Consider the following 15,085-nt stretch of genomic DNA (forward strand, 5'->3'; position numbering starts at 1 on the left):
TATTTAAAAGAGTTTTTTTTTAGTTTCAAAAAGATTTACAACATTCTCAGTTCCCGGGGTAATATGCCAGGTTTCAAACTTCATTTTTTTAGCTGTATTTATGTTGTCTTCATTATCATCAATAAAAAGACATTCATCAGCATTGATTTTATTTTCATTTAAAACAAATTCAAAAATATCCTGATTCGGTTTCACTAAATTAATTTCATGCGAAAGATAAAAGGCGTCAAAACAATTTTTAAATTCTTCAAAAAACGACACGTTTTCTTTTATGTAATCTATGTGTAATTCATTGGTGTTGCTTAATAAAATCAATTTGTAATTTGAATCTAATTTAAGTGCTTTTAAAAAGTCTAAACGTTCTTTTGGGAAATCTTTCAGCATAAAATTCCAAACATCAATTAGCTCTTCTTTAGATAATTTTGGGAAATTAGTAGAATAAAAATCTAAAAACTCTTTAGTCGAAATTAATCCTTGCTCATAAAAACTGTTAAATCCTATCATTTCATCTGAAAGTGCTTCAATTTGAAATTTCTCTAAAGCATAGTTAAAAGCACCTTCAAGGTCTAAATTAACAAATACGTTACCAAAATCGAAAATTAAGGTTTTAATCATTCTCATATATTTTTAGTGTATCAGTAGTTATGGTTTCTTCCGAAATGAGTTTGCCATTAAAATTAGGTGCCGTAACACCTTTTTTGAATGTTGCCTGTCCAGTAAAAATTCTAGCTTCGTCCCAAAGGTTTTCGTCTATAAATGTTTGGAGTGTTCTGGCGCCGCCTTCAATAATTACTGAATTTATATTGTTTTCAAATAAATGATTGCAGATTTGTTCTCCAATGTTTTTTGAAAAATCAATTGTTTTATTTGATATTAAAATAGTTTCCGCGTCGTTATTAAAAACGCTAAGTTTTTTAGAGAGCTTTTCATTTTTATCTATAACAATTCTAATAGGGTTGGAGCCAACCCAATCTCTTGTAGTTAAACTCGGGTTGTCTTTTAATACGGTATTAGTTCCAACAAGTATAGCTTGTTCTTCTGCGCGCCATTTATGCACCAATTGTCTGGAAATGGTATTGGTAATCCAAACAGGTTTTTGCTCATTCTTATATTTTGGAGCAATAAGCCCATCACTAGTTTCTGCCCATTTTAAAATAATATAAGGGCGTTTTTTGTTATGAAATGTAAAAAAGCGTTTGTGATGGTTTTTGCATTCATTTTCTAAAACTCCAACAGTAACATGGCGACCAGCATCTCTTAGTTTTTTTATGCCTTTACCCGCTACTTTTTCATTATCATCCTTACATCCAATTATAATATTTGGAATGTTATGTTCTATAATAAGGTCGCTACAAGGTGGCGTTTTTCCGTAATGAGAACAAGGCTCTAGAGTAACATAAATAGTGGCTTCTTTTAATAATTCTTTATTTAAAACGGAGTGTATAGCATTTACTTCGGCATGATTTCCGCCGTATTGGCTTGTAAAACCTTCACCAATAATTTTATTGTTATAAACAATTACACTACCAACCATAGGGTTTGGTCTAGTGCTCCCTAAACCATTTTTAGCAATTTGTAAACAACGTTGTATGTAAGTTTCGTGTGTGGTCAATACTAAAATTTTATTTTCACATCTTCAGTTTGGTCAATATTATAATAATGGGAAAAACCTAAAACCTTATATTTTATCTCACCTTTATATTGCACTTTAACTTTTTTGCTAAATAAGCTCCCAAGCAACCCGCTTAAGTTTTTGTTACTAAAAAGACTATCTGTTGGGACGTTAGTTTTTAAAGGTACAGAAAACTCTTTTTTTGCTGGTACTTCAAAGTTTTCTGTTGAAACAGTTGCCATTTCATTGTCATTTACAAACACTTTTATTTCGTCGGTTTGTAATTCACCACCAATATCATTTGGGTTTATAAATTTAGCATCTGCAGTAAACGTAATGTATTTTGAAGTAGATTCTAAAACCTTAATGTTTTCAACGCCAATAAATTGAGGTTTTTCGTTAACAGAGCAGCTAAACAAAGCAATACAAATTGTTGATAAGATTATAAGTTTTTTCATTCTGATTTTTTTCGATTTAGCGTATCTTCACTACTTTAAATGTACCTATTAAAGTGAGTAAAGATACTATAGTTATTCGAGAAATTGAGCCTCAAGATAATACGCAATTAGAGCAGGTTATTAGAGATTGCTTTCACGAGTTTAAAATCCCATTAGAAGGAACAGCATATTCTGATGCAGAAACTCCAAATATGTTTGAGTCTTATCAAAACGATAATGATGTGTATTATGTTATTGAGGTTAATGGAGAAGTTTTAGGCGGCGGCGGTGTAAAGCCTTTAAAGGATTTTGAAAGTGATGTTTGTGAAATTCAGAAAATGTATTTTTCTCCTAAGGTACGAGGTAAAGGTTATGGTAAAGCATTGTTTGAAAAATGCATGGTATCTGCAAAAACGCTGGGATATAAAAAATGTTATATAGAATCGGCATCACAACTTAAAGCGGCAATTCATATTTATGAAAGTTACGGTTTTAAGCATTTAAATAAAGCACTTGGTAACACAGGACATTATTCTTGTGGGATATGGTTGATAAAAGATTTATAAAATTCACTTATGAAATTAAAACATCTTAAAAATATATTTCACGAAGATCTAGATGCTATTTATGGCGAAGATGAAGTTGATAGCTTTTTTTATATGCTAATTAAGGACTATTTTGATGTTAGTAGAATTCAATTGGCTACTAATCCAAAATATGCTATTGACGATCCTGAAAGAATTCTCGAGTCTCTTAGTTTTTTAAGAGATCATGTACCAATTCAATATATAATAGGTCAAACAGAATTTTATGGTTTACCTTTTAAAGTAAATAATCATGTTTTAATACCAAGGCCAGAAACAGAAGAGTTGGTTGAGCGTATTTTAAAACAAACAACTAATACTGGTCCAATTAAAATTTTAGATATTGGTACGGGAAGTGGTTGTATAGCTATTTCGTTGGCTAAACATTTACCTAATGCTAAAGTTTATGCTTTAGATGTAAGTGAAAAAGCTTTAGCTGTTGCAAAGCAAAACGCAAAATTAAACGCTGTTAATATTGAGTTTATAGAAGCTGATATTCTAAAAACTGAAACAATTCAGAATTTGAAATTTGATATTATCGTTTCTAACCCTCCCTATGTGCGCGAAAAGGAAAAAGCGTTAATGAAACCAAATGTTTTAGAAAATGAACCTCATATAGCGTTATTTGTAAAAGACAATAATCCTTTAATTTTTTACGAAGCGATTACGCATTTTGCTATTTTAAATTTAGTAGAAAAAGGGGTGTTGTATTTTGAAATCAATGAATATTTAGGAAAAAATATGATTGAATTATTACATGATAATAACTTTCTAAATATAGAGTTAAAACAAGATGTCTTTAAAAAAGATAGAATGATAAAAGGAATTAAAAGTTAATGAATACCACAGAGCAGCACATCCAAAACCTTCGCAACGAGTTAAGAGAACACAATTACAACTATTATGTGCTTGATAACGCGACCATTTCAGATTACGATTTCGATATAAAGCTAAAAGAACTTCAAGAACTAGAAGCAAAACATCCAGAATTTTTTGATGCTAACTCACCTACACAGCGCGTAGGAGGTGAGGTGACTAAGAATTTTGAAACAACGGTGCACGAGTATCGTATGTATTCTTTAGACAATTCGTATTCAAAAGAAGATTTGCAAGATTGGGAAACGCGAATAAAAAAGTTGGTTGATGGAAATATCCAATACACTTGTGAGTTAAAATATGATGGTGCGTCCATTAGTTTAACTTATGAAAACGGAAATTTAGTCAAAGCCGTTACAAGAGGCGATGGTTTTCAAGGTGATAATGTTACAGCTAATATTAAAACAATTAAATCTGTACCGTTGCAATTAAAAGGCGATTATCCATCTAAGTTTGATATTCGAGGTGAAATTGTTTTGCCTTTTGAGGGCTTTAATAAAATGAATGAAGAGCGTATTGAAATAGGGGAAGAACCCTATAGAAACCCTAGAAATACAGCTTCGGGAAGTTTGAAATTACAAGATAGTGCTGAAGTTGCTAAACGTCCGTTAGAGTGTTTGCTATATAATTTAACAGGCTCTAATTTAGGCGTTAAAACACAATTTGAAAGTTTAGATAAAGCCAGATTATGGGGCTTTAAAGTTCCTGAAGCTGCCAAATTAGCTCATTCTATTGATGGTGTTTTAGAGTTTATTGAATATTGGGATGTGCACCGGCATGATTTACCTTATGAAACCGATGGTGTAGTTATTAAAGTAAATAATTTACAACAACAAGAAGAATTAGGGTATACAGCCAAAGCACCACGTTGGGCTATGGCGTATAAGTTTAAAGCAGAGCAGGTATCAACAAAATTAAATAGTATTACATATCAAGTTGGCAGAACGGGAGCTATAACGCCCGTTGCAAATTTAGAGCCTGTCGAGTTAGCAGGAACAACTGTAAAGCGTGCTTCTTTGCATAATGCAGATCAAATAGAAAAACTAGATATTAGGGTACATGATGTTGTTTATGTTGAAAAGGGTGGTGAAATTATTCCGAAAATACTTCGCGTCGATTTAACAAAACGTCCTGTAAATTCTCAACCTACTCAATATATTACAAATTGTCCCGAATGTGGTACTCAACTTGTTAGACAGGAAGGAGAAGCGCAGCATTATTGTCCTAATTATAATGGTTGTAGCCCTCAAATTATTGGTAGAATACAGCATTTCATATCTAGAAAAGCTATGGATATAGATGGTTTAGGGGGTGAAACGGTAGCGCTTTTAGTTAATGAAGGTTTAATTACTAATTATTCAGATTTATATGAATTAACAAAAGAGCAAGTTATTCCATTAGAACGAATGGCTGAAAAAAGTGCTGATAATTTAATACAAGGTATAGAGCAATCTAAAAATGTACCTTTTGAACGAGTTATGTATGCTCTTGGTGTTAGATATGTTGGTGAAACTGTAGCAAAAAAATTAGTGAAGCATTACAAAAGTATAGATGCCATTATTGCTGCTTCTCAAGAAGATTTAGTTAATGTTGATGAAATAGGTATTAAAATTGCCGAAAGCGTGAGTGCCTTTTTTAATGCTGAAGAAAACATAGTGACTATAAATAGATTAAAGAGTTTTGGAGTTCAGTTAGAGATGTCTGCCGAAGCGTTAAATGGGCAAACAGATTTGCTTCAAGGTGATATTATTGTTGTCTCTGGTGTTTTTCATACAGTTTCTAGAACTGAGCTTAAAAAGCTTATTGAGGATAATGGCGGGAAGGTAAGTAGTTCAATTTCTTCTAAAACGAGTTATATTGTTGCTGGCGATAATATGGGGCCAAGTAAAAAAGAAAAGGCTGAAAAGCTAGGAATAGCCTTAGTTACAGAAAATGAATTCTTACACAAGTTGAATTAAAAATATGTTTTTATCGATTAAATGTAAATTTTAACGTTTAATTGCATTTTTTATGTATATTTGTACTTCAAAATGAAATCACTCTCATGTACAAGTCGAAAGTCTTGATAGGTTTTGTAGTATTATGCTATTTGTTATTTGCTATTTTCGAATTTAGCGGTAATGAAATTTTGGCGTTTTATTTCAACTCTTTAATTGTACCATTAATAACAATATTGTACGTTTTTTTTATTAAACGGAAAAGTAAATTGTTTTTAATGTTTTTAGTGTGCTATTCATTGTCAGATATCTTAGGAATAATAATTGACAGGATGCCTTATGATGAGTCTCAAAAGCTTTATGATTTTGAATACTATATTGGTAATGCATTATACATAGCATCTTATCTCTTTTTAATAATCAAAATAAGTAAATCTCTTGATTTTAATTACGTTTTAAAAAAATTAAAAATTCATTTAATAGTTCTAACAGTATTGAATATTTATTTATTGTACGTTTTACACACTATAATAAACCCAAATACCGTATTAGAAAGTGATTCTTACCTTGAAACAGTTTATAATCTCGTATTACTCACACTATTATCTTTGGCATTGTTAAACTACTTTTATAGAGATAATAAAAAATCGTTTTACTTATTTATAGGTGCTTTGTGTATTGTTTTTTCTGAAGTTATAGATGTAGCATATATTTATATTGCACAACGTTGTATTTTGAATTTCCTATCTACAACACTAGCGCTTAGCGCCTTTTATTTCTTTTATCAACAATCAAAATTATTGAATTTTGCTAAAGAAGAAGGTGATTTTGTAGTTATAGAATAATTGCTACGATTTCTTTAAAAATGGAATATCGCTCTTATATAATAAAAGGATTATAGAAGAAAGTATAAACGTAAATATTGCTGTTCCAAAAAGTAAGCCACCATCATTATTAACTTGAATTCCTAATGTTGTAAGATGCATAAAAATAGCACCTCCAATAATACCTAAAGTTAAGCCGGCTCCTAACCAAACAGTTTTTGGAATAAGTAGTAATACTCCAGCAATAAGCTCTAAAACGCCAATCCCAATTCTTCCAATTGGTTCTAAACCAATGGTTTTAAATATGTAAACACTATCAGGGTGTGCTGTGAATTTAAACCGTAAGGTTTGAATTAAAATAACGGTTACAATTATTCGCAATGCGAACGGAATGTGTTTTTTCATGACAGGTTGGTTTAGTTATGTCTATTTAGACGAGCTAAACTTAAAACCTTAACAACCATTTTTGTAATTATACTATAATTGAAGTACCATTTGCAGATTTATTTTTATCAGTATCAAAATAAAAATCAATTCTACCTAGGTTTATTCCGTAGCAGCCAACTTGATTAACTAAAACATTTTTGCCTTCAATATTTTTAACAATAGTAGGTTTTGGTAAAAAAGTGTGGGTGTGTCCACCAATAATTAAATCGATGTCTTTAGTTGCTTTTGCTAAGTTTAAATCACTTATTCTATTGGGGTTGTTTTTGTAGTAATACCCTAAATGGGACAAGCAGATAACCAAATCGCAATCTTCTTCAGTTTTTAAAATTCTAACCATGTCTTGGCTAATTTCAATAGGATCTAAATACTTCGTTTCTTTAAACATATTAGGATCAACCAAACCTTCTAATTTTACACCTAACCCATAAACACCAATTTTAATACCATCTTTAACAAATACTTTATAAGGTTTTGTATGCGTATCCATTATGGTGTTGGAAAAATCATAATTAGCAGTTATAAACTGAAATTTGGCATGAGGAAGTTGTGCATATAAACCATCAATCCCATTATCGAAATCATGATTACCAATGGTAGCGGCATCATATTTTAATTTACTCATAAGTTTAAATTCCAATTCACCTCCATAGTAATTAAAATAAGGAGTGCCTTGAAAAATATCGCCAGCATCAAGTAAGAGCGTATTTGGGTTTTCGTTTCTTATAGATTCAACTAAACTGGCTCGCCTAGCAACACCTCCTTTATTGGCGTTTCTGCCATCTTCAGGACCAAAAGTATCGATATGACTATGCACATCATTAGTATGAAGAATGGTAATTTTTGTGCTTTTTGATGCACTAGCAAAAGATTGTAAACCTAAACTACCTAATGTCACTAAGGCTGTTCCTGCTGATGCTTTTTGTATAAAATTTCTACGTTTCATAATTTATTTTATCTGAATAAAACGATTGTCAATTACTGGATTTATAGTGTCAAGTTTATTAAACTTATCAATTATAGCATTTCTAATTTTATAATCAATTTTATAAATACTATCGTTAGGTTGAAAAAAGGACATGTTATCACCGCCATTATATAAATAATCACTTGTAGCTACATAATAGGTTTTATTTTGAGAAATTGGTTTTCCTTTTATTTTAGCATCTACAACATTGTAATTTTTGTCAAGCGTTAATTTTAAATTTGAAATAGGGTGCGCACTTTTATCTCTAGCTAAATATTGAATTAAACTATCAATTTGATTCGATTTTATGGCAACAACTACAATGTAGTTTTCAAAAGGCATTAATTGGAATGCTGTTCTTTTAGATACATTGCCTTTATTTAGAGTTGCCCTTATGCCACCATAATTTAATAAAACCATATCAATATCTTTACCGGTTCTGCTTTTAAAAACAGGGTTGGCTTCACTATAAACGGCATCAGCCATAAAATTACCTAAAGCAGAATTTAAATCGCCATCTCTTTTAGAGTATGTATTTGCAGAATAGCCCAAAACACTATCTAAATCTTTTTGAATGTTATCCCTAAAGGGTTTTATATAAGCTTCAATTTCAGGATCAATTTTAAGCGAATCAGAAATTAGTATTTGTTTGCCTTCAATTTTAGTAAGCTGTGATTTTTCTTGTTTACAATTAAGAAAAACAAAAAAATATAACAAAATAAAGAAATGTGTAAACCTCATTTTAAAATCTATAATTTGAATGTACTTTTGCTACCTTTGCGCAAAGGATAAAGATAAATGATTTTAAAGGGTTTTAAAGAAAAATCTAATAAAAAGTACTTAAACAAATTATTAGCAAACCGACAAGTTAATGTTAATAATGATCGCGTTGTTAGTTTAGGTGTTATCTTAAATATTGATGAATTTGATGATTTTGACGCATTTAGGCAACTGGCAGATTATATAAATGTTAGACCAAATAAATTAAAAATCATAGCTTATTCTTCAAGTAAAAAAGAAGGTTTGCATTCTTGGGATGAATGTTACAACCCTAAAGATTTTGGTTGGAAAGGTGTTGTAAAAAACATGGAGTTGCAATCTTTTCTGAATTTGGAGTTTGATATTTTAATAAGTTATTACGAAAAAGAACTATTAGAATTGAAATTGATTACAGCAGAATCTAAGGCAAAGTTTAAAATTGGAATTTTACAATCAGATGAGCGTTTAAATGATTTAATTATAAAAACCAATTTAAAAGAGTTTGATCTCTTTAAAATAGAAGTATCAAAATACTTAACCATTTTAAAAAAAATAAGTAGTAATGAATAATAAGTTTGTAGGAACGGGAGTTGCTTTGGTTACACCATTTAATTCAGATTTAAGTATAAATCACAATGCATTAACTAATATTGTAAATTTTAATATAGATAATGGAACAGATTATCTTGTTATCTGTGGTACAACAGCAGAGAGTGTAACGCTTACTAAGCAAGAGAAAAAGGACGTTATTGCGACAATATCAAAAGCGAATAGTGGGCGTTTGCCTTTAGTTTTGGGTATTGGAGGAAATAATACTGTTAGTGTTATTGAAGAAATTAAATCTACAGACTTAAGAGGGATAGACGCTATTTTGTCAGTTTCACCATATTACAGTAAACCAACACAAGAAGGCATTTATCAGCATTTTAAAGCTATTGCAGAAGTGTCTCCAATAGATATTATTTTATACAATGTTCCTGGGCGTACTTCAAAAAATATGGAAGTTGAAACCACCTTACGTTTAGCAAAAGATTTTAAAAATATTGTTGGTGTAAAAGAAGCAGGTAACAATATGGCTCAATATTATGAATTAATAAAAAATAAACCAGAAGGTTTTTTAATAATTTCTGGGGATGATGATTTAGTTTTGGGTGTTACTTTAGCTGGTGGAGCAGGTGTTATTTCTGTGATTGGGCAAGCATTTCCAAAAGCGTTTTCTGAAATGATTCGTTTGGGATTAAAAGGTGAAGCTAAAGCCGCTTATAAGTTACATTTTAAACTTTTGGATGTTATTGGTTATATTTTTGAAGAAAATAACCCTGCCGGAATTAAAGCCGTTTTCGAAGCTTTAAATTTATGTCAAGATACCGTAAGATTGCCATTAGTTCCAGCTTCAAATACTCTTAAAGCAAAAATATCTGATTTTGTTAACACCTTTTAATCTGTTAAATATTACTTAAACCTTACAATTACTGTGTTTTTGCTATTATTTTAGCCATGAAATAATATTTTTTAAATTCATAATAATAGCGTATTTTTGCGTGCTGTATTAAAAATCTATGAACAAATTTTTTTACATTTTAGTTTTTCTTACTGTTTTAAGCAGTTGTAGTGAGTATCAAAAGGCTTTAAAAGCTGATGGAGAAGACGCTATTGCTACTAAATTCAAAATGGGAGAAGCATTATATAAAGACGGTAAATTTGGAAAAGCAAATAGACTTTTTGCTCAAATTGTACCTAATTATAGAGGGAAACCACAAGCTGAGAAATTAATGTATTTGTATTCTAATTCATTTTATCAAATGAAAGATTACTATGTGTCTGGTTATCAATTTGAGCGTTTTGCTTCAAGCTATCCTAAAAGTGAAAAAGTAGAAGAAGCTTCTTTTTTAGCTGCTAAAAGTGCTTACTATTTATCACCTGTTTACAGTAAAGATCAAACGGAAACTAAATCAGCAATTGAAAAACTTCAAGAGTTTATTAACTTATATCCAGAATCTAGTTACGTTTCTGATGCTAGCAAGTTAATTCAAGAATTAGATTTAAAACTAGAGAAAAAGGCATACGAAATAGCAAAACAGTTTAATCATATTTCTGATTATCCTGCTTCAGTTAGATCTTTCGATAATTTTATTTTTGAATTTCCAGGTTCTAAATTTCGTGAAGATGCTTTGTTTTATAGATTAGATTCAGCTTATAAATTGGCAATTAATAGTTATGTTTATAAAAGAAATACTTTAATACCTCTTAAAGAACCTAGACTAGAAAAAGCAAAAGAGTATTACATGACCTTAAAAAGGTACTATGCAGATTCTAAATATTTACAAGAGGTCGATGAAATGGCTCTATCTATAGAAGAAGAATTAAAAAAATTACACAGCACAAAAAGTTAAATATAATATGGATTTAAAAAAAACCAATGCTCCAGTTAATACGGTAACGTATGATAGAAATCAGATTGATGAGCCAACAGAGAATATCTACGAGTCAATTTCAATCATTTCAAGACGTGCAGAACAAATTAACACTGAAATTAAAAAAGAGCTAATTGATAAGTTAGAAGAATTTGCGACTTACAATGATAGTCTTGAAGAAATTTTTGAAAATAAAGAGCAAATTGAGGTTTCTAAATTTTACGAAAAATTACCAAAACCTCATGCATTAGCTGTTCAAGAATGGCTAACAGATAAAATTTATTTTAGAAATACTGACCAAGATAATCAGGAATAATTTCTAAATTTAAACACCATAAAATAAACTCCAATACCGTTTAATACATGGTCTTGGAGTTTATTTGGTTATAAAATAAATACTTTGTTATGAGTATATTAAGCGGAAAAAATATATTGTTAGGTATAACTGGTGGTATTGCCGCTTATAAAACAGCTTCACTTGTTCGTTTGTTTGTAAAGTCTGGCGCCAATGTAAAAGTTGTGATGACGCCATCTGCAAAAGAATTTATTACCCCTTTAACCTTATCTACACTTTCTAATAATCCTGTTCAATCTTCTTTTACAAACGAAGAAGATGATAATGCGATATGGAATAGTCATGTCGAATTAGGCTTGTGGGCAGATATCTTTGTTGTTGCACCAGCAACAGCAAATACCATGTCTAAAATGGCAAATGGTGTTTGCGATAATTTATTATTAGCTACGTATTTATCTGCTAAATGCCCTGTGTATTTTGCTCCTGCTATGGATTTGGATATGTACAAGCATCCTACAACATTAGAGTCTTTTAATAAGCTTAAGGCTTTTGAAAATATTATGATTCCGGCAACTAGTGGTGAATTAGCTAGTGGTTTAGTAGGCGAGGGGAGAATGGCAGAACCTGAAGATATTGTATCTTTTATAGAACAAGATATTTTAGGAAAATTACCGCTTCGAGGAAAAAAAGTTTTAATTACTGCCGGTCCAACTTACGAAGCTATAGACCCAGTTCGTTTTATTGGAAACCACTCAAGTGGAAAAATGGGATTTGAAATAGCCAAAGCTGCGGCAAATTTAGGAGCTCAAGTTGTTTTAATTACTGGACCAACACACGAGAAGGTGTCGCATTCAAATATAGATGTTTTGCCTGTTGTAAGTGCTCAAGATATGTATAATGAGGTTCATAAACATTTTGAATCATCTAATATTGCTATACTTTCTGCAGCGGTAGCAGATTTCACGCCTAAAGAAGTAGCCAGCCAGAAAATAAAAAAGAAGTCTGAAACGTTAACTTTAGAGTTGGAAAAAACTAAAGATATTTTAGCATCTTTAGGAGATATTAAAAAAAGTCAATATTTAGTTGGTTTTGCATTGGAAACTAACAACGAACTCGAAAATGCAAAAGGAAAATTAAAAAGAAAGAATTTAAATTTAATTGTCTTAAATTCGTTAAATGACAAAGGTGCTGGTTTTAAAACAGATACCAATAAAGTAACTTTTATTGATGATAAAGAAACAATTACAGCGTTTCAATTAAAATCGAAAAGAGAAGTTGCTTCAGATTTATTAAATAAAATTATATCAGAAATTGATGCGTAAGATTCTAATTGTATTAATACTTTGCCTTTGTTTTAAAGGGTTTTCTCAAGAGTTAAATTGTAATGTTGTTGTAAACGCAGAACAAACGGGTAACGAAAATTTCCCCATTTTTAAAACCCTTGAAAAGCAACTTATAGAGTTTGTTAATAATACAAAATGGACTAAAAAAACCTTTAAAGATCAAGAACGTATTAATTGCAATATGTTTTTAAATATCACAAATTATAGTGGTGAATCTTTTCAAGGTACGTTACAAATACAATCTTCAAGACCAATTTACGGGTCTTCATTTAGCACGCCTATATATAATTTTAACGATAAAGACTTTAGTTTCAGATATCTTGAGTTTCAAAATTTAATTTATAATCCTACGCAGTTTGAATCTAACTTAATTTCTGTTTTAGCATTTCATATTAATATGATTCTAGGACTAGATGCAGATTCGTTTGCAGATAAAGGTGGTGATGAATATTTTAAACAAGCTCAAGTCATTACTAACTATTCTCAACAAGGTAACTTTCAAGGTTGGAAACTAGAAGATGGTTTGCAAAGTAGATTCGCACTTATTGATAATATACTGTCACCTACATTTAAAGAGTTTAGGCAGGTTATGTACGATTACCATAGAAACGGTTTAGATGAAATGAGTGATAATGTAAAGGCAGGAAAAACTGAAGTAGCTACAGCCATAGAGAAGTTTAAAGCTATGAATAGTCGTAGACCAAATTCATTTTTACTTCGTACATTTTTTGATGCTAAAGCTGAAGAAATTGAACAAATATTTTCTGACGGACCACAAGTAAATATTGTAAGTTTAAAAGAAACACTTCAAAAAGTAGCGCCAATGCATACTAGTAAATGGCAAAACATTAAATTATAGACTATTTTTTGTCAAAGTAGCTTGCTGCGACAATAATTGCGACTGATAACTAAAAACATGCTAACCTCACTTTCTATAAAAAATTACGCTTTAATTGATAGTCTTCATGTCGATTTTAATGATGGCTTTTCAATTATAACTGGTGAAACAGGAGCAGGGAAATCTATTTTACTTGGCGGTTTATCGCTAATACTTGGTAAACGAGCAGATTTAAGTAGTTTAAAAGATGCATCACAAAAATGTATTATTGAGGCGGTTTTTAATATTTCAAATTACAAGTTGAAATCACTTTTTAAGGCCGAAGATTTTGATTATGAAGAGCAAACTATAATCCGTAGAGAAATTTTACCTTCAGGAAAATCAAGAGCTTTTGTAAATGATTCTCCAGTAAACCTTAGTAGTTTACAATTGTTGGGTGCAAGATTAATCGATGTGCACTCGCAGCACCAAACACTTCAATTAACCAGTAACGATTTTCAATTTCAAGTTATAGATGCGTTGGCTAATAATGAAGCAGCATTATTAAAATATAAAGCAGAATTAAAAGCCTATAAAACACTTCAAAAAGAATATAAAGAATTATTAGATTTTCAGGCTGAAGCTATAAAAGAACACGATTATAATTCATTTTTATTGAATGAATTAACCGAAGCAAATTTAGTTGAAGGTGAAGTTGAAACCTTAGAAGAAGAATATGAAACATTAAATAACATTGAAGGAATCAAAGAAAAGCTTTCAGAAGCCGATCAACTTTTAAGTGATGACGATTTAGGCGTTATTAATGCTTTAACCACATTAAAAAATGTGTTTCAAAAATTATCTGGGTTTTCTTCTAAGTATGAAGAGTTATTCAATCGGGCTAATAGTAGCTTAATTGAAATGGATGATTTATATAGTGAAGTAAACGATTTTCAAGAACATATTGATGCAGACCCAAATAGGTTAGAAGTGGTAGATGCTAAGCTCAAAATACTTCATAGTTTAATGCAAAAACATGTTGCTTCAAATGTTTCAGAATTAATTGTAATTAAAGACGCGTTAGAAGAAAAAGTTTCTGTTACCGAAAACCTTGACGATACTATTCAGAAAAAACAATCTGAAATTGCCTCACAAGAAACGTTATTAAATACGATTTCAAAAGACATTCACGATAAGCGTTTAAAAGTTATTCCGCAGTTAAAAAAACAATTAGAAACTATATTAGTAGATTTAGGTATGCCGAATGCGCAATTTAATATTGAAGCTGTTTATGGCGATACTTATTTTGAAAATGGTAAAGATGAATTGTCATTTTTATTTTCAGCCAATAAAGGCGGGAGTTTCAACGAACTTAAAAAAGCAGCTTCTGGAGGAGAGCTTTCTAGAATTATGCTCGCTATAAAATCAGTTTTAGCTAAATATATCCAGTTACCAACCATAATGTTCGATGAAATTGATACAGGTGTTTCAGGCGAAATATCAAATAAAATGGGCGATATTATGTTGCAAATGAGTAAATCCATGCAAGTATTTTCTATTACGCATTTACCGCAAGTGGCAGCCAAAGGGCATTCGCATTTTAAAGTGTATAAAGAAGATGTAAATGAGGTAACACAAACTAATTTAATTAAATTAAATCATGATGAGCGTATTGTAGAAATTGCACAAATGTTAGGTGGTACAGAAATGTCTACATCGGCAATTGCTCACGCCAAAGAGTTACTCAATTAGCCTGTCGTTACTGTAGGGCAAGAA

Annotated in this window: 17 protein-coding genes; 11 read left to right on the forward strand and 6 right to left on the reverse strand. The window is 30.7% G+C overall.

All coding sequences use genetic code 11. The features are described from left to right. Positions 1–3 precede the first annotated feature (3 nt). The 3 genes from SJY43_RS10665 to SJY43_RS10675 are packed head-to-tail and all read right to left on the reverse strand — an operon-like array spanning position 4 to position 2,070. Entirely contained in the window at positions 4–615 is a 612-nt protein-coding gene (locus SJY43_RS10665; protein WP_396600723.1) for an HAD family hydrolase, read from the reverse strand. Next, positions 608–1,612 (reverse strand): bifunctional diaminohydroxyphosphoribosylaminopyrimidine deaminase/5-amino-6-(5-phosphoribosylamino)uracil reductase RibD, encoded by a 1,005-nt coding sequence (gene ribD / locus SJY43_RS10670; RefSeq protein WP_396600724.1) that lies wholly within the window; start codon positions 1,610–1,612, stop codon positions 608–610. The genes SJY43_RS10665 and ribD overlap by 8 nt, the downstream gene beginning before the upstream one ends. Positions 1,613–1,614: 2 nt before the next feature. Further along, on the reverse strand, positions 1,615–2,070 hold the full coding sequence (locus SJY43_RS10675; protein ID WP_396600725.1) for an LEA type 2 family protein: 456 nt from the start codon (positions 2,068–2,070) through the stop codon (positions 1,615–1,617). A gap of 53 nt (positions 2,071–2,123) precedes the next feature. Here SJY43_RS10675 and SJY43_RS10680 point away from each other — a divergent pair, with 53 nt between their 5' ends. The 4 genes from SJY43_RS10680 (at position 2,124) to SJY43_RS10695 (ending at position 6,291) form a co-directional block, all read left to right on the forward strand. After that, complete coding sequence (locus SJY43_RS10680; protein WP_396600726.1) at positions 2,124–2,615, forward strand: GNAT family N-acetyltransferase; 492 nt, start codon at positions 2,124–2,126, stop codon at positions 2,613–2,615. Between the two features lie 9 nt (positions 2,616–2,624). Next, positions 2,625–3,470, forward strand: coding sequence for a peptide chain release factor N(5)-glutamine methyltransferase (prmC, locus tag SJY43_RS10685; protein WP_396600727.1), 846 nt, complete (start codon positions 2,625–2,627; stop codon positions 3,468–3,470). Further along, positions 3,470–5,467, forward strand: coding sequence for an NAD-dependent DNA ligase LigA (ligA, locus tag SJY43_RS10690; RefSeq protein ID WP_396600728.1), 1,998 nt, complete (start codon positions 3,470–3,472; stop codon positions 5,465–5,467). The genes prmC and ligA overlap by 1 nt, the downstream gene beginning before the upstream one ends. 278 nt (positions 5,468–5,745) lie before the next feature. Next, the gene (locus tag SJY43_RS10695; protein WP_396600729.1) at positions 5,746–6,291 is read left to right on the forward strand and encodes a hypothetical protein; all 546 of its coding nucleotides are present in this window, start codon (positions 5,746–5,748) and stop codon (positions 6,289–6,291) included. Positions 6,292–6,294: 3 nt separating this feature from the next. Here SJY43_RS10695 and SJY43_RS10700 read toward each other — a convergent pair whose 3' ends face one another. From SJY43_RS10700 to SJY43_RS10710, 3 genes are all read right to left on the reverse strand, one after another. Then, a complete protein-coding gene (locus SJY43_RS10700; RefSeq protein WP_396600730.1) occupies positions 6,295–6,675 on the reverse strand; it encodes a DoxX family protein in 381 nt (126 codons plus the stop codon). A 67-nt stretch (positions 6,676–6,742) separates the two neighbouring features. Beyond that, positions 6,743–7,660: a bifunctional metallophosphatase/5'-nucleotidase gene (locus SJY43_RS10705; RefSeq protein ID WP_396600731.1), complete on the reverse strand. Its 918-nt coding sequence runs from the start codon at positions 7,658–7,660 to the stop codon at positions 6,743–6,745. A 3-nt stretch (positions 7,661–7,663) separates the two neighbouring features. Beyond that, positions 7,664–8,422, reverse strand: coding sequence for a 5'-nucleotidase C-terminal domain-containing protein (locus tag SJY43_RS10710; protein WP_396600732.1), 759 nt, complete (start codon positions 8,420–8,422; stop codon positions 7,664–7,666). Between the two features lie 57 nt (positions 8,423–8,479). On the opposite strand from SJY43_RS10710, the gene SJY43_RS10715 reads away from it, so the two are divergent. The 7 genes from SJY43_RS10715 (at position 8,480) to recN (ending at position 15,061) form a co-directional block, all read left to right on the forward strand. Beyond that, complete coding sequence (locus SJY43_RS10715; RefSeq protein WP_396600733.1) at positions 8,480–9,010, forward strand: DUF6913 domain-containing protein; 531 nt, start codon at positions 8,480–8,482, stop codon at positions 9,008–9,010. Continuing rightward, entirely contained in the window at positions 9,003–9,881 is an 879-nt protein-coding gene (dapA, locus tag SJY43_RS10720; protein WP_396600734.1) for a 4-hydroxy-tetrahydrodipicolinate synthase, read from the forward strand. Before SJY43_RS10715 ends, dapA begins: the two co-directional genes overlap by 8 nt. A 118-nt stretch (positions 9,882–9,999) precedes the next feature. Further along, positions 10,000–10,833, forward strand: coding sequence for an outer membrane protein assembly factor BamD (locus SJY43_RS10725; RefSeq protein ID WP_396600735.1), 834 nt, complete (start codon positions 10,000–10,002; stop codon positions 10,831–10,833). Positions 10,834–10,840: 7 nt separating this feature from the next. Then, positions 10,841–11,170: a DNA-directed RNA polymerase subunit omega gene (locus SJY43_RS10730; RefSeq protein WP_396600736.1), complete on the forward strand. Its 330-nt coding sequence runs from the start codon at positions 10,841–10,843 to the stop codon at positions 11,168–11,170. Between the two features lie 89 nt (positions 11,171–11,259). Next, complete coding sequence (gene coaBC, locus SJY43_RS10735) at positions 11,260–12,471, forward strand: bifunctional phosphopantothenoylcysteine decarboxylase/phosphopantothenate--cysteine ligase CoaBC (RefSeq protein ID WP_396600737.1); 1,212 nt, start codon at positions 11,260–11,262, stop codon at positions 12,469–12,471. Beyond that, complete coding sequence (locus tag SJY43_RS10740) at positions 12,464–13,351, forward strand: DUF4835 family protein (RefSeq protein ID WP_396600738.1); 888 nt, start codon at positions 12,464–12,466, stop codon at positions 13,349–13,351. Before coaBC ends, SJY43_RS10740 begins: the two co-directional genes overlap by 8 nt. Positions 13,352–13,408: 57 nt before the next feature. Beyond that, positions 13,409–15,061, forward strand: coding sequence for a DNA repair protein RecN (gene recN, locus SJY43_RS10745; protein ID WP_396600739.1), 1,653 nt, complete (start codon positions 13,409–13,411; stop codon positions 15,059–15,061). Positions 15,062–15,085 lie beyond the last annotated feature (24 nt).

Source organism: Algibacter sp. R77976 (genome assembly GCF_044594645.1).
GTDB lineage: Bacteria > Bacteroidota > Bacteroidia > Flavobacteriales > Flavobacteriaceae > Algibacter_B.

What these genes read in the sequence shown, in the direction of transcription:
- SJY43_RS10665 (WP_396600723.1), bottom strand. Translation starts at nt 615, where the DNA reads ATGATTAAAACCTTAATTTTCGATTTTGGTAACGTATTTGTTAATTTA.
- SJY43_RS10675 (WP_396600725.1), bottom strand. Translation starts at nt 2,070, where the DNA reads ATGAAAAAACTTATAATCTTATCAACAATTTGTATTGCTTTGTTTAGC.
- prmC (WP_396600727.1), top strand. Translation starts at nt 2,625, where the DNA reads ATGAAATTAAAACATCTTAAAAATATATTTCACGAAGATCTAGATGCT.
- ligA (WP_396600728.1), top strand. Translation starts at nt 3,470, where the DNA reads ATGAATACCACAGAGCAGCACATCCAAAACCTTCGCAACGAGTTAAGA.
- SJY43_RS10700 (WP_396600730.1), bottom strand. Translation starts at nt 6,675, where the DNA reads ATGAAAAAACACATTCCGTTCGCATTGCGAATAATTGTAACCGTTATT.
- SJY43_RS10705 (WP_396600731.1), bottom strand. Translation starts at nt 7,660, where the DNA reads ATGAAACGTAGAAATTTTATACAAAAAGCATCAGCAGGAACAGCCTTA.
- SJY43_RS10710 (WP_396600732.1), bottom strand. Translation starts at nt 8,422, where the DNA reads ATGAGGTTTACACATTTCTTTATTTTGTTATATTTTTTTGTTTTTCTT.
- SJY43_RS10715 (WP_396600733.1), top strand. Translation starts at nt 8,480, where the DNA reads ATGATTTTAAAGGGTTTTAAAGAAAAATCTAATAAAAAGTACTTAAAC.
- dapA (WP_396600734.1), top strand. Translation starts at nt 9,003, where the DNA reads ATGAATAATAAGTTTGTAGGAACGGGAGTTGCTTTGGTTACACCATTT.
- SJY43_RS10725 (WP_396600735.1), top strand. Translation starts at nt 10,000, where the DNA reads ATGAACAAATTTTTTTACATTTTAGTTTTTCTTACTGTTTTAAGCAGT.
- SJY43_RS10730 (WP_396600736.1), top strand. Translation starts at nt 10,841, where the DNA reads ATGGATTTAAAAAAAACCAATGCTCCAGTTAATACGGTAACGTATGAT.
- coaBC (WP_396600737.1), top strand. Translation starts at nt 11,260, where the DNA reads ATGAGTATATTAAGCGGAAAAAATATATTGTTAGGTATAACTGGTGGT.
- SJY43_RS10740 (WP_396600738.1), top strand. Translation starts at nt 12,464, where the DNA reads ATGCGTAAGATTCTAATTGTATTAATACTTTGCCTTTGTTTTAAAGGG.
- recN (WP_396600739.1), top strand. Translation starts at nt 13,409, where the DNA reads ATGCTAACCTCACTTTCTATAAAAAATTACGCTTTAATTGATAGTCTT.